This is a genomic window from Pseudoalteromonas sp. PSi26, assembly GCF_054960575.1.
The window spans coordinates 94,659-116,128 of sequence record NZ_JBHNYT010000011.1 but is presented as its reverse complement, the minus strand read 5'-3'; the positions used below and the strand labels follow the sequence as shown (position 1 = coordinate 116,128).

The 21,470-nt window shown below is 41.3% G+C and carries 20 protein-coding genes; 9 read left to right on the top strand and 11 right to left on the bottom strand.

The features are described 5' to 3' along the window. Window positions 1–84: 84 nt before the first annotated feature. Window positions 85–483: a hypothetical protein gene (locus tag ACFI34_RS13100; protein ID WP_462673817.1), complete on the bottom strand. Its 399-nt coding sequence runs from the start codon at window positions 481–483 to the stop codon at window positions 85–87. A 73-nt stretch (window positions 484–556) separates the two neighbouring features. Further along, window positions 557–1,366, bottom strand: coding sequence for a trypsin-like serine protease (locus ACFI34_RS13095; protein ID WP_462673816.1), 810 nt, complete (start codon window positions 1,364–1,366; stop codon window positions 557–559). A 370-nt stretch (window positions 1,367–1,736) separates the two neighbouring features. Here ACFI34_RS13095 and ACFI34_RS13090 point away from each other — a divergent pair, with 370 nt between their 5' ends. After that, on the top strand, window positions 1,737–3,020 hold the full coding sequence (locus ACFI34_RS13090; protein ID WP_462673815.1) for an aromatic amino acid transport family protein: 1,284 nt from the start codon (window positions 1,737–1,739) through the stop codon (window positions 3,018–3,020). 127 nt (window positions 3,021–3,147) lie between these two features. Beyond that, entirely contained in the window at window positions 3,148–4,491 is a 1,344-nt protein-coding gene (locus ACFI34_RS13085) for a M24 family metallopeptidase (protein WP_462673814.1), read from the top strand. Window positions 4,492–4,586: 95 nt separating this feature from the next. Here the strand turns inward: ACFI34_RS13085 and speD are convergent, their stop codons facing one another. The 8 genes from speD to ACFI34_RS13045 form a co-directional block, all read right to left on the bottom strand. After that, window positions 4,587–5,399, bottom strand: a complete 813-nt coding sequence (speD, locus tag ACFI34_RS13080) for an adenosylmethionine decarboxylase (RefSeq protein WP_006791283.1) — start codon at window positions 5,397–5,399, stop codon at window positions 4,587–4,589. An 88-nt stretch (window positions 5,400–5,487) separates the two neighbouring features. Continuing rightward, complete coding sequence (locus ACFI34_RS13075; RefSeq protein WP_462673813.1) at window positions 5,488–5,901, bottom strand: OsmC family protein; 414 nt, start codon at window positions 5,899–5,901, stop codon at window positions 5,488–5,490. Window positions 5,902–5,990: 89 nt separating this feature from the next. Further along, the gene (locus tag ACFI34_RS13070; RefSeq protein ID WP_006791285.1) at window positions 5,991–6,338 is read right to left on the bottom strand and encodes a DUF3802 family protein; all 348 of its coding nucleotides are present in this window, start codon (window positions 6,336–6,338) and stop codon (window positions 5,991–5,993) included. A 125-nt stretch (window positions 6,339–6,463) separates the two neighbouring features. Continuing rightward, window positions 6,464–7,933: a succinylglutamate-semialdehyde dehydrogenase gene (gene astD, locus ACFI34_RS13065; protein WP_462673812.1), complete on the bottom strand. Its 1,470-nt coding sequence runs from the start codon at window positions 7,931–7,933 to the stop codon at window positions 6,464–6,466. Between the two features lie 15 nt (window positions 7,934–7,948). Further along, window positions 7,949–8,965, bottom strand: a complete 1,017-nt coding sequence (gene astA, locus ACFI34_RS13060; protein ID WP_058405972.1) for an arginine N-succinyltransferase — start codon at window positions 8,963–8,965, stop codon at window positions 7,949–7,951. Between the two features lie 85 nt (window positions 8,966–9,050). After that, complete coding sequence (locus ACFI34_RS13055; RefSeq protein WP_462673811.1) at window positions 9,051–10,256, bottom strand: aspartate aminotransferase family protein; 1,206 nt, start codon at window positions 10,254–10,256, stop codon at window positions 9,051–9,053. A 377-nt stretch (window positions 10,257–10,633) separates the two neighbouring features. Continuing rightward, the gene (locus ACFI34_RS13050) at window positions 10,634–11,797 is read right to left on the bottom strand and encodes an HDOD domain-containing protein (RefSeq protein WP_462673810.1); all 1,164 of its coding nucleotides are present in this window, start codon (window positions 11,795–11,797) and stop codon (window positions 10,634–10,636) included. Window positions 11,798–11,843: 46 nt separating this feature from the next. Next, window positions 11,844–12,425: an anthranilate synthase component II gene (locus tag ACFI34_RS13045; RefSeq protein WP_010557686.1), complete on the bottom strand. Its 582-nt coding sequence runs from the start codon at window positions 12,423–12,425 to the stop codon at window positions 11,844–11,846. Between the two features lie 243 nt (window positions 12,426–12,668). On the opposite strand from ACFI34_RS13045, the gene ACFI34_RS13040 reads away from it, so the two are divergent. Next, window positions 12,669–12,911: a YdcH family protein gene (locus tag ACFI34_RS13040; protein ID WP_462673809.1), complete on the top strand. Its 243-nt coding sequence runs from the start codon at window positions 12,669–12,671 to the stop codon at window positions 12,909–12,911. A gap of 130 nt (window positions 12,912–13,041) precedes the next feature. Here the strand turns inward: ACFI34_RS13040 and ACFI34_RS13035 are convergent, their stop codons facing one another. Beyond that, window positions 13,042–13,851: an SDR family NAD(P)-dependent oxidoreductase gene (locus ACFI34_RS13035; RefSeq protein ID WP_462673808.1), complete on the bottom strand. Its 810-nt coding sequence runs from the start codon at window positions 13,849–13,851 to the stop codon at window positions 13,042–13,044. Between the two features lie 250 nt (window positions 13,852–14,101). On the opposite strand from ACFI34_RS13035, the gene galE reads away from it, so the two are divergent. The 6 genes from galE to glpK all read left to right on the top strand — a co-directional run bounded on the left by galE (window position 14,102) and on the right by glpK (window position 21,398). Continuing rightward, entirely contained in the window at window positions 14,102–15,115 is a 1,014-nt protein-coding gene (gene galE, locus ACFI34_RS13030) for a UDP-glucose 4-epimerase GalE (protein ID WP_462673807.1), read from the top strand. A gap of 1 nt (window position 15,116) precedes the next feature. After that, the gene (locus tag ACFI34_RS13025) at window positions 15,117–16,181 is read left to right on the top strand and encodes a UDP-glucose--hexose-1-phosphate uridylyltransferase (RefSeq protein WP_462673806.1); all 1,065 of its coding nucleotides are present in this window, start codon (window positions 15,117–15,119) and stop codon (window positions 16,179–16,181) included. Continuing rightward, the gene (gene galK, locus ACFI34_RS13020) at window positions 16,171–17,319 is read left to right on the top strand and encodes a galactokinase (protein WP_462673805.1); all 1,149 of its coding nucleotides are present in this window, start codon (window positions 16,171–16,173) and stop codon (window positions 17,317–17,319) included. The genes ACFI34_RS13025 and galK overlap by 11 nt, the downstream gene beginning before the upstream one ends. A 15-nt stretch (window positions 17,320–17,334) precedes the next feature. Continuing rightward, window positions 17,335–18,339 (top strand): Gfo/Idh/MocA family protein, encoded by a 1,005-nt coding sequence (locus tag ACFI34_RS13015; RefSeq protein WP_462673804.1) that lies wholly within the window; start codon window positions 17,335–17,337, stop codon window positions 18,337–18,339. Window positions 18,340–18,363: 24 nt separating this feature from the next. Beyond that, the gene (locus ACFI34_RS13010) at window positions 18,364–19,692 is read left to right on the top strand and encodes an alpha/beta hydrolase family protein (protein ID WP_462673803.1); all 1,329 of its coding nucleotides are present in this window, start codon (window positions 18,364–18,366) and stop codon (window positions 19,690–19,692) included. 203 nt (window positions 19,693–19,895) lie between these two features. After that, complete coding sequence (glpK, locus tag ACFI34_RS13005; RefSeq protein WP_462673802.1) at window positions 19,896–21,398, top strand: glycerol kinase GlpK; 1,503 nt, start codon at window positions 19,896–19,898, stop codon at window positions 21,396–21,398. The last annotated feature ends 72 nt before the right edge of the window (window positions 21,399–21,470 follow it).

Sequence of the window (21,470 nt, the reverse complement as noted above, 5' to 3'; positions counted from 1 at the left end):
TCATTCACATGCCGATGTAAAATGTAAGCTAGATAAGGTTTCAGATACTTATATTAAAGCCACAGAAAGCCTTTCAATTTTGCTTTACTTGTCCTTGTTCAATGCATATATCGCCATTAATAGTGTCTTAGATTGAATAGAGTTTTCTAGCTCTTCAGTTTCATCTAGACTAGAGGCAGTAGAAATATAACCTTTAAAAATAACATTATCACCCACCTCAACTACCTCTTTACCTTGAGCTTTTACAAAACTCGTTACCCAAATATTGTTGATAGATGGAGTTTTTAAATCCAACAAGTACAAGTTATTGTTGTTTACTGTAATGTGTTCTAATACTGTTCCCCCTAAAGCTGTTGCCTCTCCTTCATATTTTGCGTTTAACTCCGCATTATGAAATGGATTCTCATTAGCTTGATTTGCATACTTTCCAGCAAATGCTTGAATAGGTGTTAAAAACAATAAAATTAATAAATACTTTATCATCGGTTTATTCCTTAGTTAGGGTGTTTCTTGTTATGGGTTATAGATGTAAGTCATAGAGAGAGGCACAACCCTATTATTTATTATTTTTTGGTTTGTTAGCGCCCACAACACCTGTAATCCAATTGTAGTAACTAGATATTCTTGTTTGATAAGCAGTTGTACCATATAAACCGCCTTTAAATGCCGAAATATCTCCAGTTGCAAATTGCCAACTAGACAATCCCACTAGGGAGGGCTCACCGCTTTGATAAATGATAGAGGCGCCCCCGCTATCTCCAGAACCATGCATCCCTTCTAGAGGGAGCGCGTTGTGCGGTGAGTCAAATTTGAATGTCAGCCATTTGCCATTTGCGCTTTCTACAACATTTTGAAATTTATTTGGCTGATATAAATATTTAGTATCTAAATTTTCACCTGATAATCCATTTCCCATAGCACCTTTACCGAATACAGTTATGACTTTGCCTTTTTCGTCAGATTTTGAATAAATTGAAATTGGCTTAATGTCTAAAACAGGGCTGGATAGTTTTATTAAAGCAATATCACTGCTTGATTCCAAAACTTGCATAAGCGGCGCTAAGTCGCCACTAAGTATATTGTTGCTAGGTTTTACATATTCCGGATGGATATATACTTTTTCAATTTCATATTGTTTCGAACCGACGTTTAGCTTAGACCCTGCATAGTCGTGAAAGATAGTATGCGCTACTGTGACTACCCATTTTTCAGCAATAAGGACTCCATGGCCTTCCTGTGGCATATCGACAATATATTCTGGTATTTTATCAACACGATAACTGTCTATTGGAACATCATGTCTCATGACCACTGCATAGGAACCGATGCAGTAAAAGGCTAATGCTATAAAAATGAAAAGTTTCATATTACTCCACAGTATAAATTGAGTAGATAACATTTTAACAAAAGAACACTTTCACCACTTTTGTATGAAACATCCTTATTTTATTAGCACCTATTAATAACAAACCGTGTAAGTGTTTGCCAATTATAAATATTATATTTTAGCGAGTTACTTTACCGTGTAGAGAATAGTAAAACGTGTCATTACTACATTTTTAAACACCTTGTGCTGGCTTTGTTTACTTTTACACCGCTGTTTCGTATTCATGACACTTGGGGGCTATTTTAACGCAGTTAATTGCGGCTCTAGGGCGCTAAAAACATGAAAAAGTGGGCCAAAAACTATATCCTTCGGCGCGGTTATTATTATAAATAATGGACGGCACACACACATGACAACACCTTTAGATGCAACGCATTCAAATGCATCAACACACACGCATTCAAGTGAAAATTCAAACACAAAATCTAAATGGAACCTGCACGATACGCAGTGGACCTTAAGCCTTTTTGGTACCGCCGTTGGTGCGGGTATTTTATTTTTACCTATTAACATTGGTATTGGCGGTTTTTGGCCGCTGATTATTATGGCGTGTTTAGCGTTTCCGATGACCTTTTTAGCCCACCGTGGTTTAGCACGCTTTGTATTATCGTCTAAAAATAAGCATGCCGATTTTACCGATGTAGTTGAAGAACACTTTGGCGTTAATGCAGGGCGATTAATCTCATTGTTATACTTTTTATCTATATTCCCTATTTTGCTTATTTACGGTGTGGGCTTAACCAACACGGTAGACAGCTTTATGGTAAACCAGCTGGGCATGGAGTCGCCGCCTCGCGTAGTGCTTTCGGGTGTTTTGGTAGCCGGTATGATAAGCCTAATGATGGGTGGCGAGCGCCTAATGCTGCGCGCGTTTTCTATTTTGGTGTATCCGCTTGTGGGTATTTTGTTTTTTTTATCCTTGTATTTAATCCCTAGCTGGCAAATGCCCGACATGAGCCTACCTGAAGTGGGCAGCTTTGGTAAAACGCTGTGGTTATCTATTCCTATTATTGTGTTTTCGTTTAGCCATGCAGCGGCTATTTCAAGCTTTGTGCATGTACAACGCGAACACTATGACGACCTTGCTACACGCAAATCAGAAGCCATTTTAAAGCGCACAAGCTTACTGTTAATTGTGTTTGTATTGCTGTTTGTATTTTCGTGCGTGTTGTCGCTAACAGGTGAGCAGATGGCACAAGCAAAAGCCGATAACGTCTCGGTTTTATCGTACCTTGCTAACATTACCCATAACTCGTTTATTGCGACGCTTGGGCCTTTAGTTGCTTTTATTGCCATTACGTCGTCGTTTTTAGGTCACTTTTTAGGAGCCCGCGAAAGCTTTACAGGTTTGGTGACTAAGCAAACACAGCTTGGTGCTAAAACGGTAGATAAAATTGGCGTAGTTATTATGTTTTTTGCCATTTGGTTTTGTGCAGTTAAAAACCCAAGCATACTCGATATGATGGATCAGCTGTCGGGCCCTATTATTGCCATGATTTTATTCATTATGCCTATGATTGCAGTTTATAAAGTACCGGCTCTGCATAAGTATCGTAACCGCTTAAGTACTTTGTTTGTGTTAGCGGTAGGTGCGCTTGCGGTATTTGCACTTATTTACAGCATGATTAAATAACCCCCCTATTCATGCTAAAGCCCAGCTAGTTAGCTGGGCTTTTTTGTGTGCTGTTTATCTCAAAATGTTTTTTTATGGCTGCTATTAAGGCATGTTATAAATTAACTAGCCTAAAAATAAAACAATTATGCACCTTACAAAACAACTCCTACTTTGCGTAAGCTTACTTACCACGCTTATTTTAAGCACCTTAGCTAAAGCCGATGGCGTGCCTGCTATTTTATCGATGAAAGAACGCGCAGCGTTTATAGATAATATAACCGAGCTTAGAGTAAACACATTAATGCCCAGCCTAATGAAGCAACACAACATTGATATGTGGCTGCTTATTAGCCGCGAATACAACGAAGATCCCATATTAAAAACAATGCTGCCAGCAACCTGGTTATCGGCAAGGCGTACCACCATTTTGCTATTTGCCTTAAATGAACAAGGCAATGTGGATGCTTACGCTATTGCGCCCTATAAAATAGGTAACGTATTTACAAAAGGCTGGGACAAAAAGGCGCAGCCAAACCAGTGGCAAGCACTGAACGATATTATTGAACGCTACAACCCAGATAACATTGCACTCAATACGTCTACCGATTGGGGTCATGCCGACGGTTTAGTGCTGGGCGATTACAATACCTTAATGGCCAACTTACCTAGCGCTTATAAAAATAAAATAATATCGGCTGAGCCGCTGGCAGTTGCCTGGTTAGAGCAGCGTATTCCCCAAGAAATAGACATGTATAAACACATTGTTGCTATTGCGCACGCTATTATTGCCGAAGGTTTTTCAAGCAAAGTAATAACTGTGGGCAAAACAACCAGCGACGATTTAGTGTGGTGGTTTAGAGAGCGCGTAAAAGAGCTAAAACTGCAAACATGGTTTCACCCAAGTATTGCTATACAACGCGCCGACAGCCAATCGTTCGATCACGAAGACAGCTTTACTAATGGTTACGCCGATAACGTTATTCAAGCAGGTGACTTACTGCATGTCGATTTTGGTATTACGTATTTACGCTTAAATACCGACACCCAACAACATGCCTATGTTTTAAAGCCTGGCGAAACCAATGCGCCCGCTTACCTTGTTGATGCACTTAAAAAAGGCAATAAACTACAAGACATTTTTACCGCTGAATTTAGCGAAGGTAAAACGGGTAATCAGGTATTAAAAGCCGCTCGCGAAAAAGCCATTGCCCAAGGTTTAAAACCCACTATTTATACGCACCCGCTTGGCTATCATGGTCATGCTGCGGGTACCACACTGGGTATGTGGGATTCACAACAGGGTGTACCCGGCGATGGCGACTACCCTCTGCATTTAAATACCGCTTACTCTATTGAGCTTAACAATGCCGTGTTTATAAAACCATGGAATAAAGAAATACGCATAATGCTAGAAGAAGACGCTATTTTTGATAAAACCGGCGTGTTGTACTTAAACGGCCGACAAACCGAGTTGTTACTTGTTAAATAACCTAAACTCTGATGTAAGTGATTTATAGGTATATTTATTAACGCATACAAAAACGGCGCTCAATGAGCGCCGTTTTTATTTAACTAACGTGACTGTTATTCTGTTTCTGGCAGGTTACGACCGTAGAATATTTCTTGCATTTCACGGTTTAGCTTAGAGCGAATTTCTTCTTCTTCATCATCCGATAAATCAGTTGTAGAAAGACCAAACAAGTATGTGTTCAGGTCGGTTTCTTTTAACATCATTTTGGTATGGAACAGGTTTTCTTGATACACGTTTACGTCCATCATTTGGTACGCTTCTTTAGTATCGTCTGTCATGAAGTTTTGAATTGAGTTAATAGCGTGGTCAATGTAGTGCTTAACGCCGTTTACGTCGCGAGTAAAACCACGAACACGGTAGTCAATTGTTACCACATCAGACTCTAAACTATGAATTAAAAAGTTTAATGCTTTAAGCGGCGAAATAATACCACACGTAGATACTTCAATATCAGCACGGAATGTACAAATACCATCATCAGGGTGAGCTTCTGGGTATGTGTGTACACAAATGTGACTTTTATCTAGGTGCGCAACCACTGAATCAGGGAGTGGCCCTGGTGCTTCGTCAGCATCGTAATTTTGCTGCTCTTCTACTGGCTCTTCCGAAACCAAAATTGTCACACTGGCGCCTTGTGGTTCATAATCTTGGCGTGCAACATTTAAAATATTGGCACCAATAATATCAACAACTTCACCTAAAATGTCGGTTAGTCTATCTGCACTGTACTGCTCATCGATATATTCAATATATTCTTTACGTTGTTGCTCGGTTTTTGCGTAGCAAATATCGTAAATACTAAAGCTTAAACTTTTAGTTAAATTGTTAAAGCCATGAAGTTTAAGTTTATCGAAGGGTTTGTTCATAATAAACCAACCTATAAATTAGTGAAATCTGCACCTGCAGAATGAAAAGTTCGCGGATTTTATACGAATTTTCCTTATGGAAAAAGCGTTATTTTACCTGTTCTTGCACAACTTCATGGCTGTGAGTAATTTCTACTGTTTTATCAAGCATTAATGCTACCGAGCAATACTTTTCAGCAGACAAAGAAACAGCGCGTGCAAGGTGCTTTTCTGACACATTTTTGCCTGTAACAACAAAATGTAAATTGATTTTAGTAAATACGCGAGGAGCCGTTTCAGCGCGTTCAGCACTCAATTGTACTTGGACGTCTGAAAAGTCTTGTTTAGCTTTTTTTAAAATACCCACAACGTCAACAGATGAACAACAGCCAACCGACATCAATACCATCTCCATTGGGCTAGGTGCAGCACTGTCGCTACCGGTATCAAATACAACGTTGTGATTAGAATGAGAACGACCTACGAATGTGTCGCCATCAACCCATTTTACATTTGCTTGCATGTTTTTATCTCAAAAATATTTTTGTTGATTGTAAGCAAGTTGGCCGCAGTTGCAAATGAAATGCGATACGCGGCGCTATAAATTGGGGATTAATACTGCTGCGAAACAGCACTGTCGAAGAGGTTTTTAATTAAGCTTGCAAATTCGTCAATAAACTCATGTTGTTCAACCGTAACAGGCTGTGACGTAATACTGCTAAGCACTTCTTGTAAGTCGTAAACAATGCCATCAACCTCACGCACAATTAAGCTGCGTTGCTCTGTGTTAAGGTTTGTGTGCTGTTCACAAATTAGCATGACGTTTTCGGCAATAACATCTTCTATGAGTTCCATTACCGTTGGAGCGCCTGGTTTTATCACACCTGGCTTCTCAAACAATGCTAAATTTTGAGTTAGATACATGATTAAATCATCGTACCCTTGCCTATCTAAAACCATGATATTTACCACCTAATAATATTACTTACGCTGATTTAAGCAGAAAGCGCGGTTGATTGCTAGCTTTGTGATTTAAGCATACAAAAAAAGCAGCCGAAGCTGCTTTTATACCAATTAAGGTGTGCTTAATCTATTTTTAAGCCTGGGCTTAATGTTGCTGGCATGGCTACTTTTTCAAGCTCTACTGAAGCTACAGGGTATGCACAGTAGTCGGCTGCGTAATACGCGCTTGCTCTGTGATTGCCTGATGCGCCAATACCACCAAATGGTGCAGCGCTAGACGCACCCGTAATTGGGCGATTCCAGTTAACAATACCAGCACGAATACGACGTAAAAAGTGGTCGTAATCAGCTTGGCTGTCACTGAGTAAGCCTGCTGATAAACCAAAGCTTGTGTCGTTTGCTTTATCAATTGCGCTGTCAAAGTCGTCAAATCGGAATACTTTTAAAAGTGGGCCAAAATGCTCTTCGTCTGGGAAGTCGCCAATTGCTGAACACTCAATAATACCTGGCGTTACAAAACCAGTATTTGCTGTGTGCTCTAGTTCTACAAGTACCTTACCGCCAAGTTCTACCAGCTCGCTTTGTGCTTTAACCATGCCTGCTGCTGCCGCTGATGAGATCATAGAGCCCATAAATGGCTGATCTTCATCGTCGTAGTTGCCTACTTTAATGGCTTTAGTTGCAGTGATTAGGCGCTCTAATATTGCATCGCCTTTGCTACCCGTTGGTAAAAATAACTTACGAGCACAGGTACAACGCTGACCGCTTGAAATAAACGCTGATTGAACAATGTCATGTACAACGGCTTTAGTGTCTTCAACGTCAGTAATAATAAGCGGGTTATTACCACCCATTTCTAGGGCTAAAATTTTACCCGGTTGGCCTGCAAACTGTTCATGTAAAATATGACCTGTGCGCGAAGAACCGGTAAAGAATAAACCATCAATGCCTTTATGAGCAGCCAGTGCTTTACCTGTTTCAACTTCACCTTGTACAAGGTTAATAACGCCGGCAGGTAAACCCGCTTTTTCCCATAGTCTAAGGGTAAGCTCAGCCACTTTTGGTGTTAGCTCAGACGGTTTAAATACCACGGTGTTACCCGCTAATAACGCTGGCACAATATGGCCGTTTGGTAAGTGACCCGGAAAATTATATGGGCCAAATACTGCTACAACACCGTGCGGCTTATGACGAATCATCGCGCGGCCCAATGGCATTGCATTTTCTACGTCGCCCGTGCGCTCTAAAAATGCTTTTTCAGAAATGGCAATTTTACCAACCATCGCACCCGCTTCAGTGCGCGTTTCCCATAGTGGCTTACCTGTTTCTTGTGCAATGGTGATTGCAAGCTCTTCACTGTTTTCTTTTAATTGTGCTGCGAATGCTTTTACTATTTCTAGGCGCTCAGTAAAGCTTTTGTCTGCCCATGCGTAAAACGCTTCACGCGCAGCGCTAACCGCGGCATCAACTTGCTCTGCAGTGGCTGATGATGCTTGCCAAATAACATCGTTATTTGCTGGGTTTACTGAGTTAAATTCTGTGCCTTGGCCTTGTGACCATTGACCATTAATAAATTGTGCAGGATGAGTCATATACTTTCTCCTAAATTAAACTGGGGTTGCGCTAACAGTATCGCCTGTTTGTAGCTGTAGGGCGTCGGCTACTTGCTGCGATAACACAACGGTTTTAGCGCGTTCGTCGAAACTCATTGGTGTAACGGTCGCTCTAAAATTTTCGAGCTTGTCGTTTGCTAACAACACCATGGTGTCGCCGGTTTGCTCACCAATTTCAACAATAAAGTCGTGTGAGTTACGTACTGTAGCAATATTATCTACTTTTGCTTCAACTGTTGGGCCTGCGTCAAAAATATCAACGTAGCCGTTAAACGTGAAGCCTTCGCTTTTTAATAATTCAATAGCTGGGCGTGTATTGTTGTGAACTTGGCCGATTACCGCTTGTGCATCTTTACTCAATAAATTGACGTAAATTGGGTATTTAGGCATCAGTTCAGCAATAAATACTTTTTGGCCTATACCGGTTAAGTAGTCAGCTGTTGGAAAGTCCATTGAGAAAAAGTGTTCTTCTAACCACTTCCAAAACGGGCTATTGCCGTTTTCATCAGACACACCGCGCATTTCTGCAATAACGGTTTCTGCAAAACGCGCTTGGTGTTGTTTAATAAACATAAAGCGTGCTTTAGACAGTAGTTTGCCATTACAGTTTTTGCGATAGCCGTCTTTCAAAAATAAGGTGCACAGCTCTGTTGCGCCAGTGTAGTCGTTACATAGCGTTAAAATATCAACCGCTTTGTACACGTCTAGTGTGCGCGAAGAGTGAATCACTTTACTTAAATGGTAATGATAAAACGCATCATCTAGGCCTACAGCAGCTTCTATTGCCGAGGTACCTACTACTTCACCTGTTTCGCTATCTTCAAGAACAAACAAGTAGCCTTCGTCACCGGGTTGTGACGTTTGTTTAGCAAATGAGCTTACTGAATGGTCAATCTTCTTTTGTAATAGCTCTTCGTTTAAAGGCAAAGATGTAAAGCCATGGCCCGATTCGTGGGCGATTGTCAGTAATGCTGAATAATCATTTTGCTGGATTGGGCGAAGGATCATCATGAGTCCGCTTGCTCCCTTATAAAAAACGGTAAATAAAATTCGTAGGGCAAACAATGCTTGCCCTCGGTAGATTGGCTAAAACAGCTTATGCGTTTACTACGCTTGCTACTGCTTTTTCAAAACGTGCCATACCTTCACGAATATCCGCTTCTGGAATAACAAGAGACGGTGTAAAACGAACAACGTCAGCACCTGCCACTAATGACATTAGACCTTGTTCAGTACCGGCTACTAAAAACTCTTTAGCGCGGCCTTTATATTGCTCATTCACAACAGCACCAATTAACAAACCTTTACCGCGAATTTCGCTAAATACGTTGTATTTTTCGTTTACCGCTGCAAGTAGTTCGTTAAATAAAGCTGCTTTTTCTTTTACACCAGCAAGTACGTCGGGTGTGTTAACAGTATCAAATGCGGCTTCGGCAACAGCACATGCAAGCGGGTTACCGCCGTAAGTAGAACCATGAGTACCTACTTTTAAATGCTGTGCGATATCTGTTGTAGTCAACATTGCGCCAATTGGGAAACCGCCGCCTAATGCTTTTGCTGAAGTTAAAATATCAGGTACTACATTTAAACCCTGGTATGCGTACAAGTCACCAGTACGGCCAACACCTGTTTGCACTTCATCAAAAATAAGTAGCGCGTTGTGTTTAGTACATAAATCACGAACTTGCTGAGCAAACTCGTCAGTTGGTGAAACAATACCGCCCTCACCTTGCAGTGGTTCCATCATTACGGCACATGTTTGGTCGCTAATTAGCGCTTCAAATGCTGCTATATCATTGTAATCACAATGTACGATGTCACCCGGCTTAGGGCCAAAACCATCTGAGTATGCCGCTTGGCCGCCAACAGTTACGGTAAAGAATGTACGACCATGGAAACCTTTGTTGAATGCGATGATTTGTGATTTTTCTGGGCCAAACTTATCAAGTGCAAAACGACGCGCTAATTTAAGTGCGGCTTCGTTTGCTTCTGCGCCAGAGTTAGCAAAGTAAACCTTTTCACCAAAAGTGGCATCAACCATTTTTTTAGCTAGGCGAAGCGCCGGCTCATTAGTCATAACATTTGATAAATGCCAAATTTTTTCGCCCTGTTCTTTTAATGCACTTACTAAAGCAGGGTGACAGTGGCCAAGACAGTTAACAGCAATACCACCAGCAAAGTCGATAAACTCTTTGCCTTGTTGATCCCATACGCGAGAGCCTTCGCCTCGAACAGGAATTACGCTTGAAGGTGCGTAGTTAGGAACCATTACGTGATCAAATAATTCGCGATTGACTGTCATTTTATTTCCTCTTAATTGTGATCTACACAAAGCATAAATAAGTGTTTGATTAAAAATATTAACCAAGCTTTTAAGTACGTTCAGGTGTCTGTTGGGTACAAAAAATTGCTTTGTGGTTCAATTTTCAGGCGCCCATTATTTCAGAATTAGTGGTAGCTGTCTCGTTAAAAACTTTCATGTAACCCTTGAAAATAAAGGGCTTAAGATATTATTTCATAGATAGTGAATAACTATTTGCATAGCTAAACACACTTATTTTTTATCAACTAACCGCATCAGTAGTGACCTGCAAAGGCTTTTACCACTAAATAACTTTACGGATGAATTTGTGGGAATGAATGAATAGTCGTAAAAAAATTAACAAAAAATTTAATTTTTTAGTCAATTTGAATAGCAAGATTGGTAAAATTGCTTGTTTGAAGGGTTTTTAGTTCCGTTTTAGTGAACTGAAAATACGAAAACCACGCTGCGCTTTCGTCGGGCTCAATTAGTTGGTGCTCTTTTAAAATTAAGTACTGAGAGTAACAACGCGCTTTTAACATGACCTGCGTTAACGGTAAGGCACTTTCACCTTTATTTACGCCATTTTGTAACTGTTCCATCACACCTTTAAATGGCAAATATTTAAAGGCCATTTTGTCGATGACTCGCGCACTAACCTGAATTGACTTATTGCACAGCAGTGTAGTTAAAAATAAAGGGTCGGGCTTTAGCTCTAATAATGCTGTGTGAAGGTCTTTTTGGTTTTCTTGGCGTGCTATTTGTACTTTTCGTTGCCAAACCTGTTCAAAGGTTTTTAAGTACAAACGTACCAGCGTAATACGCCCTACATCTAATAACATACCCAAGGTAAATGCATGTATCTCGTTTACGTCGTTTAGTTCTGCAATTTTTTGCGCGGCAATGGCGTTGGCCATTGCGCTGTCTCTGAGCCTACGTTTTAGTAACGAAAAAGGCTCGGTACTGTGTGGCATCCAATGGCGAACTGCAAATGTGGGAATTACTAACTGTAAGTTATCAAGCCCAATGTAACGAAGAGCAAGTGCAGGGCTGTCTACTTTTACCGCGGTATTTTTTTTACTACGCTGGTTTCGATAATACGGGAGATTAACCAACGTGACCAATTCGCGCCCTAGCCAGCTTAAATCGTTTACTAACGGCTCCAAGCGGCCAACTGAGGCAGACTTTACCGCTAATATATCTAAAATAGTGGCGACACTGTCTTCAATCCCTATTGTGGTTTGAATCACTGCGTCCATATCTTCGAGCTGTTTAAATATAGCTGTTTCAATTACTTTATGAAGCTGTTCGCTGGCTTGTGCACGGTACTTATGATGAGCGGTACTTGTTTGCTTACGCTTTTGTTGCGCTGACACTTCAACCTGCAACAAGGTGCGCTGCTTCATAGGCTCGCCGTAGTCAATATCTAAGGTATGAATAAACCCAATTTGCTGATGCGCAAAACTATGACCCAACAGCAAATCGTGTGCCCGTTGATCAAGTATTTTTGCTGTACGCTGTTGTTGTGCAAGTTCAGTCATAGTGCTCGTTAAATAGTAAGTATTGAATACGTTTAGTATTATTAGACTAGAAGCGAGTTAAAAAGTTATCAAGCAGCGTTAATCCCTGCTCGGTTAAAATAGCTTCCGGGTGAAACTGCACCCCTTCAATTGCTAACTCTTTGTGTTGCATGCCCATTATTTCGTCAAACTCACCTTGCGGTGTTTGTGTCCACGCTGTTATTTCAAGTTCGTTGGGCAACGACTGCGCTTTAACCACCAGCGAGTGGTAACGACAAACCGTTAACGGATTAGCTAATCCTTTAAAAACACCTTTATTGGTGTGTGTTATGGGAGATGTTTTACCATGCATTACTTTTTTAGCGCGCACTACATCCCCGCCTAACGCTTGGGCAATCGTTTGATGTCCCAAGCAAATCCCTAATATAGGAAATTGGCCTTTTAGGTGTTCAACTACACTTAACGATATACCAGCTTCATTCGGTGAGCAAGGACCCGGAGAGATAACTATATGCTCCGGATTAAGTTGTTTAATTTGCGCAATGCTCAACTCGTCATTACGTTTTACTAATACGTCTTGATCCAATCGCTGAAAGTACTGCACTAAGTTATAGGTAAACGAATCGTAGTTATCGATCATTAAAAGCATGTAATTAAGTACTCAATAAAGATAGTTATCGGGAGTATTTAGGCGTGTTGCATTCTAACCCAAGCTGTTATGAGTGTCAGTGATTTGCAACTAGATAAATAGTAATTCCCTCTTTAGCATGACGTAACACTTACTTACCCTATTAAATTTTTGGTGCGAGTGGTTGAATTCACCTTATTTAAACCCAAGCTCATTAAGTGACAGCTTACTTTGTGTAAGCTTATTTTTTACTAAGGAGCGACTATGTTAGGCGAAGAGCATTCATTAACAAACGACTTTCCTGAGCACATAAACACGATAAATACGTTGAACAAAAGTGATGCTGACTTTGCAGAAAAAGCCAAGCAGTACAATAAACTAGATAAAGAAATAAGAATATTAGAATTGGACGGTGCGCCTATTAGCGATGAGCAAATGCACCAACTAAAACACGACCGTTCTGAATTAAAAGATTGGTTGTATCAGCGTTTAATAAGCGCACAATAAATATAAAATTCCAAAAACAAAAAAGAGTTCGCCATTTTAAAGTGGTGAACTCTTTGCTTGTCTTCAATGAAACTTTATACGGTGTATAACTAGGTAATACACTCTATAACCAGCGCTCAAATTGCGTTAGCTATATTGCTAGCTTTAATAACTTTAAATCGAGTGCATCTATTAGCTGTTGATTTTTAGCGTCATTCAATGCATCTGCATGAGGGGCTGAAAAGCACTCAGCGTCATTATCAAAGTAAAGTCCTGTTGAATTACTAAACTCATCGCTTAGTGCAGCGCGGCAAAATATATCGGCACCTAACTTTAAATCGCCGCCATTAAGGCCGTATGCGTCTTTAACCATTTTGCTGCCTAGTAGTGACTTAGGGTTAACCGATACCACCAATGGACCATTACCCTTAAGTTTTAAACCCATATGACGCGACCACATTGTAATTGCCAATTTGCTTTGTGCGTATGCTGCGTTGTCAGACAAAGCGCTTTGCCCAATCAGCGCATCTAAGTTGACTGTTGCTTGCGCCGCTGACGACACATTCACTATTCGCCCTTGTGTATTAAAAAGCGGCAATAATAAAGTTGTTAATAAATAAGGAGCAAATGTGTTTACTGCAAATCGTGCATCAAGACCGTCTACAGTTTCTGGGTTCTCGATTTTAAACACACCTGCATTATTAATAAGTACATCTAGGTGTTTATGATCAGCTGTAATTTGTTTAGCCAAGTTTTGTACCTGCGCCATTTCGCTTAAATCAGCTACGTAGGTTTGTGTAAGCGCGTGCGGGTAGTCGTTATCAAGCAAGGTTTGTACGTTTTTAAGCTTTTGCGCGTTACGCCCATGAAGAAGCACAGTATGGCCTTGCGCTAACAGCATTTTAGCTGTTTCAAACCCAATGCCATCTGTTGCACCTGTTACTAAAATTGTTTTATTCATACCTGTCTCCATGTTGTGTAGAACATAGCCTACACATTCAACGCTTAATGATGGGGTTATAATAGCATTGCCACTTGTGAGTGATAATTAGGCAGTCATTGAATCTGTATATAGAAAATATTAATAAAGCGATTCAAAACGAATGTGTGTTTTTTAGCCATTTATTTGAATTTTGAACAATTCATAACTATTGTTTTTAAACTTCCTTAATAGTAGTATTTATCATATAAATATATTTTCGAGAAAACACATGAAAGTTTTAGTGACTGGCGGCATGGGTTACATAGGTAGCCATACATGTATTGCATTACATGAAGCGGGTATTACACCTATTATTTACGATAATTTGTCTAATGCGAGCCCTCGTGTGCTTGATCAACTCGAAAAAATTACAGGTACACGTTTTGAATTTATTTTAGGTGACATTCAAGACGAGCAGCAGTTTAAACTTGCGCTTAAACACACCCAAGCTGAGGCTGTATTTCACTTTGCAGCATTAAAAGCAGTAGGTGAATCGACCGAGCAACCGCTGCGTTATTATCAAAATAATGTATCGGGGACGCTTAGCATGCTTGAAAATATGCAAGATGAAGGTGTTAATCATATAATTTTCAGCTCATCGGCCACTGTGTATGGTGAACCCGACTACTTACCAATAGACGAAAAACACCCAATTCGCGCGACCAACCCTTATGGTTGGACTAAAGTCATGGTTGAACAAGCCATGCAAGACGTATGTAATGCCAACAGCAACTTTATGGGCATAGCACTGCGTTACTTTAACCCAGTAGGCGCACACCCAAGTGGTTTATTGGGCGAAAGCCCAAATGGCATTCCAAATAATTTAATGCCATTTATTGCTCAAACTGCGGTAGGTAAACGCGAGGTCGTTAATATTTTTGGTGACGACTACGACACCGAAGATGGTACTGGCGTGCGCGATTACATTCACGTTTTAGATTTAGCTAAAGGCCATGTAGCGGCATTTATGCAGCATAAATCAGATACCGCCTTTCATGCATACAACTTAGGCACAGGCCAAGGTTATTCAGTGCTTGATATGATCAACGCATTTAGCGCATCAGCAGGTAAAGCTATTCCGTATAAAAGTGCACCGCGCCGAGCAGGCGATATTGCCTGTAATTACGCCGATGCCACAAAAGCGCAAAACACCCTTAACTGGCACGCAAAACTAACACTGAGCGACATGACCAACGATACATGGCGCTGGCAAACTAATTACCCAAGTGGGTTGGAGAGTTAATATGGCTTTATTAGAAAGTACTCACAGACGTAAAAACCCGCTAACGGGGCGTTGGGTATTAGTATCACCGCATCGGAATAACCGCCCATGGTTAGGCGCAACCGAAGCCGTTAACGAAACGGTTTTGCCAAAGCACGACGAAAGCTGCCCACTTTGCCCAAGCAATACGCGTGCAAATGGCGATAGCAACCCAGATTACAAATACACACATGTTTTTAAAAATGACTTTGGTGCGCTGACGCCTAATGCCAGCGAGCAACCTCAAAGCGTAGAGTCAGACAGCGATTTATTTATTGCTGACGAAGCAAGCGGCGAATGCCGTGTCATTTGTTTTTCGCCAGAACATAACAAAACATTACCAGAGCTTGAGCACGATGCCCTGCATGCCGTAGTAAAAACCTGGAAAGACAACTATACCGAGCTTGCACAGCAATACGAGTGTGTCCAGGTATTTGAAAATAAAGGTGAGATCATGGGGTGCTCGCAGCCCCATCCGCATGGCCAAGTGTGGGCGCATTCGCACCTATCTACCGAAATAGACGCCGAAGATACACAACAACGCGCTTATTTTGATAAACACGGCACTGCTATGCTTGCCGACTATGTAAAAAAAGAACAAGTCGATAAAACCCGTGTCGTATTTGAGAATGAACACTGGCTTGTTGTGGTGCCTTTTTGGGCCGCGTGGCCATTTGAAACCTTACTAGTAACTAAAGACAACATTCAAAACTTTAGTCAGCTTAGTGATGTACAAACCGATTCACTCGCTCAGGCATTAAAAGTATTAACCACTAAATACGACAACGTATTTAACTGCAGCTTCCCTTACTCTATGGGGTGGCATAATGCACCAGCAAATCGTGGCTCTGATGAGCAACACTGGCGCTTACATGCACACTTTTATCCGCCACTACTTCGCTCTGCCACCGTTAAAAAACATATGGTTGGCTACGAAATGTTAGGCGAAAGTCAGCGCGATTTAAGCGCAGAAACAGCCGCGTCTATTTTAAAAGCAGCAAGCACTACACACTATAAAAATACAGCAGGACACACAGATGAAGCTTAATGAATTTCAACACCACTTTTTATCACTGTACGGTGCCCCTGCTCAGGGTATTGCAGCTGCACCAGGACGTGTAAATCTAATCGGTGAGTTTACTGACTACAACGACGGCTTTGTATTTCCGTGCTCATTAGAGTTTCGTACCCAAGTGATGTTTAAAGAGCGCGACGATAATACGATTACCGTGCAGTCACTCAATTACCCAGGCGAGCAAGACCGTTTTAACGTTGACGAACCGATTAGCGAAGGTCAATCGCAATGGGGAAATTACATTCGCGCCGTTGCATTCGTATTAAAACGCGCAGGCCACACCTTACGCGGTGCTGATTTACTTATTGATAGTAACTTACCGCAAGGTAGTGGTTTATCATCATCGGCAGCATTAGAAGTGGCTGTGGGTGGTATGTTTAACCATATTGCACAGCTTGGTTTAAGCGAAGAAAAAATTGCACTACTAGGCCAAGAAGCTGAAAACGACTTTATGCATTGCCAGTGTGGCATTATGGATCAGCTCATTTCGGCAAAAGGCGAAAACGGCCACGCATTACTAATAGATTGCGAAAATTTGGCAACTAAGTCTGTGAAAGTGCCTGATGACTTAAACATTGTTATTGTAAACTCTAACTACCCACGTAAATTAGTAGACAGCGAATACAATCAACGCCGTATTGATTGCGAACAAGCTGCTGAAAAAATGGGAGTTAAAACACTTCGCCAAGCAACTATGGCTAAGCTAGATGCTGTTAAAGCACAACTTAGCAATAACGAATACAAACGTGCGCACCATGTAATTAGCGAAAACGACCGTGTTATCGCCGCAACTACAGCATTGCAAGCCAATGATATGGAGCAACTTCGTGAGTTGATGGCTGCATCGCACCAATCACTTAAACACGACTTTGAAGTAACGGTACCCGCAACAGATGGCTTAGTAGAAATATGTAAAGAAGCGATGGGTGAGCGTGGCGCAGTGCGCATGACCGGTGGTGGTTTTGGGGGAGCAATAGTGTGTTTATGCCGCGATGCAGAAGTACCGCTAATTAAAGCCGCCGTTGAAAAACATTACTTTGAACGCTTTAACTTATACGCAGATATTTATGTGTGCTCAGCGGGTTCAGGGTTACAAATAACGTCTTTTTAAAAAATAGGTATCAATATGGCAAAGGTTAACTGGGGTATTATTGGGTGTGGCAATATTGCTCACACCTTTGCTAAAAGCATTGCGCATTGCGCTGATGCTCAGCTTATTGGCGCAGCCTCAACTAGCAAGCAGCGCGCAAGCGAGTTTGCTACACATTATTCAATTAAAGGCTATGAGAGCTACCAAGCCCTTATGCAATGCCCAAACATTGATGCTATTTACATTGCAAACACTCACGACCAACACTTTCAAAGCATCGCCCAATGCTTGATGCATAATAAGCACGTACTAAGCGAAAAACCCATTACCGTTAATGCACAGCAACTCATTAAATTAAAAGAGCTAGCGCAGCAGCAAAATCGCTTTTTAATGGAAGGAGTGTGGATGCGCTTTTTACCCGCCATTGTAAAATTAGAAGAATTATTGAACGAAGCGGTTATTGGCAAAGTACACAGTGTTAATGCCAACTTTAGCTTAGCGGGTGAATTTGATTCATCACATCGCTTAATGAACCCAAATACAGCCGGTGGTGCATTACTTGATTTAGGGATTTACCCTTTATCTATTGCTGATGTGGTTTTTAATAAAGCCCCAGAAAAAATCAGCTCATTTGTGCATAAAACAGATACAGGCGTGGATGCTCGAAATATTGCCATGCTTGATTATGGTAATGGGCAGTTTGCACAACTTAGTAGTGCACTTGAGCAAAACGGTCCAACCGAAGCCTATATTACAGGTGATCATGGCTTTATACGCATACCTTGGTTTGTAGGTGCGAAAAGTCTTGAGATTCATATTCATGGGCAAGCAACCCAACATTTTGACTACTCATTTAATGATGATGAAAACTTTAAATTTGAAATTGATCATGTCACCGAGTGCATACTAAATAAACAAATACAAAGCTCTATATTACCACTAAGCACTAGCTTACGGGTTATGACGATGATGGATAACCTGAGAGCCCAATGGCAGCTTGAATATAGTGCGACAGTCGAATCTCATAACATAAATTTATAAAAATACACGCAACAAGGATACAAAATGACAACAACACACCGTTTAAAAACGCTTTCAAAAGCAATGTTATTAGCCACGGCCAGTTTAACTACCGGTGCGGTAATTGCCGAATCAAATAAGCCTGAGCAACTTTATCCGCCAATAACCAGCGAAGTGCTCCCTGAATTAGCAGCTAAAGGCACCTATAAAGTAGGTGTAAAAACCCTAGACTTAGTTAATCCAGCGCAGTTTGATCCCACAACGCAAAGCCAAAAAGATCGCCCTTTAAAAGTTGAAGTGTGGTATCCAGCAGATAGTAAAGCAAACAAACCACTAACCAGCTACACAGATATAACACGCTCAGGCAAACAATTTACCTTACAGGCTGATGCACAGCGTGATGTTGATATAAGTAACGCAGATAACTACCCAGTTGTAGTACTTTCGCACGGTTATACCGGCTACCGCACAATTATGTACTACCTTGGCGAGCACTTAGCCTCGCATGGCTACATAGTTGTTGCGCTTGATCATACAGACTCCACAAACGCCCATGTAGATTTTAAAAACGCGCCCTTTGCGGGCTTTTTTAGCACCTTGATTAATCGCTCACGCGATCAGCAATTTGTGATTAATTACTTTAACGAGCAAAGCAACTTTGCAAGCGAGCAAGTGGATCAAACTAGCGCAGGTGTTATTGGCTACTCTATGGGTGGATTTGGTGCGGTTAATACAATTGGTGGTTGTTATGCCTTTAACGAGCAAACTACAGCTATGTTTACGGGAATGACTGACCCTGCTCAAATTAAACAAGTACAGCAACTACTTAATAGCTGTGCAGGCGGGCAATATCAAAACCCGCAAGTAGACCCTCGTATAAAAACAATGGTGGCTATCGCACCTTGGGGTGGACAACATAACTTATTTGACGCTAAAGCAATGAAAAACATTAAAGTGCCTTCACTTTATATTGCAGGTGACTTAGATGATATTTCTGGTTTTGAAGGTATTAAAAACCTTTACAACCAAACTGGCAGCGCCGACAAGTACATGCTTACTTATAAAAATGCCCGCCACAATACTGCACCACACCCAGCCCCTGCTATTGCCCAAAGCAGCAGTGAATTAGACTTAGGTCATTACTACGAGCCATCGTGGTCGTTGCGCACCATTAACGAAATAAATAAGCACTTTGTACTTGCGATGATGGATTGCCACGTAAAAGGCGTAAGCAGCCAGTGTAAATACCTAGATTTACCTCAAAATGGCGATCAAGCCATTGTTGATGGTAAACCGTTACCGCAGTGGTACGGCTTTGATAACCGCTTCTCTTCAGGTATGGATTGGCAACAAAGTAAACCTCACAGTAAGTAATACTTAATTTAAGCGGCTATAAAACTTGATAGCCGCCTTCGCCTTAAAATATTGCCAAATAAAATAGCTTTTATATAAATGAGTTAACTACAAAACGAGAATTTTTGTTTTTTAATCGGTTATTTTAAGAAAAAACCATTGCCATTAACCTTCGTTAAAGGCAATCTAGTCATATATAAGATAAGATAAATAACATAAATATCATGTCAAAATACATACTCTCAATTGATCAAGGAACCACAAGTTCTCGGGCCATCTTGTTTACAAAAGATGCAGACGTTTTTGGGTCAGCACAACAAGAATTTTCACAGCATTTTCCAAAAAATGGTTGGGTAGAACATGACCCTAACGATATTTGGCAAACAGTGCTCAGCACTAGCCGTGAAGTGCTGGCTAAAAAAGATGTAAAGCCTGAAGAAATTATTGCTATTGGTATCACCAACCAACGTGAAACCACGCTGGTATGGAACAAAAAAACCGGTAAACCAATTTATAACGCTATTGTTTGGCAAGACCGCCGCACCAGTGATTATTGCGAAAGTCTAAGTACTGACGAGCTTTGCCAAACTATTAGCGATAAAACAGGCCTACTACTCGACCCATACTTTTCAGCCACTAAAGTACGCTGGATTTTAGACAACGTAGAGGGCGCACGTGCACAAGCCGATGCTGGCGAACTGGCTTTTGGCACCGTTGATACTTATTTATTATGGCACCTAACAGGTGGACAAGAGCACCGTACCGATGCCACTAATGCCTCGCGCACCATGTTATTTAATATTCATACACAGCAATGGGATCAAGAGTTACTCGACTTATTCGACATTCCTAAATCTATGCTGCCACAAGTCATGGATTCAGCAGACGAGTTTGGCTCAACCAGCGACGATATTTTTGGTGCACCAATACGAGTATGTGGTATTGCAGGCGATCAGCAAGCTGCCCTTGTTGGCCATGCGTGTTTTGAACAAGGTATGGCTAAAAGCACCTATGGTACGGGCTGTTTTTTAATGCTGAATACGGGCGAAAAAGCCCTTACATCTGAGAACCGCTTACTGACTACCGTTGCTTATAGATTAAATGGCAAACCCACTTACGCCATTGAGGGCAGTATTTTTATGGCAGGCGCCACTATGCAGTGGATTGTTGAAGGCTTAAAACTGCTGAGTCATGCAGGCGAGAGCGAGTCATTAGTAAAAGATGTACCGCTTGATCATGGTGTATTTTTAGTGCCTTCGTTTACAGGTTTAGGCGCACCATACTGGGACCCGAACGCACGTGGTGCAATTTTAGGCTTAACCCGCGACTCTGGCATTAGCACTATTGTTGCCGCAGCTTTGCAATCGGTAGGTTATCAAACCAAAGATTTACAAAAAGCAATGGAACGTGATGGACTTCGCCCAAGTGTACTACGCGTAGATGGCGGTATGGTTAAAAATAACTGGGTACTGACCTTTTTATCTAACATTTTAGGTGCAACCGTAGAGCGCCCAACAATCACCGAAACCACCTCGTTAGGCGTTGCTTATTTAGCCGGCTTGCAAGCAGGTATTTACGAGTCAACTGAGCAACTCGCTAAAATGTGGACCTGTGACCGTCGTTTTGAGCCAACAATGAGTGCTGATGAACGTAATGATTTATACGCAAAATGGCAGCACTGTGTAGCGCAAGTTCGGCTATCTAGCGACGATTGCCAACAACAGTAATGTATGCAGCCGCTAATGAAATTTAGCGGCTTTTAAAGCAGGCCTAACGCTATTTAAAGGCGCGTTTTACGC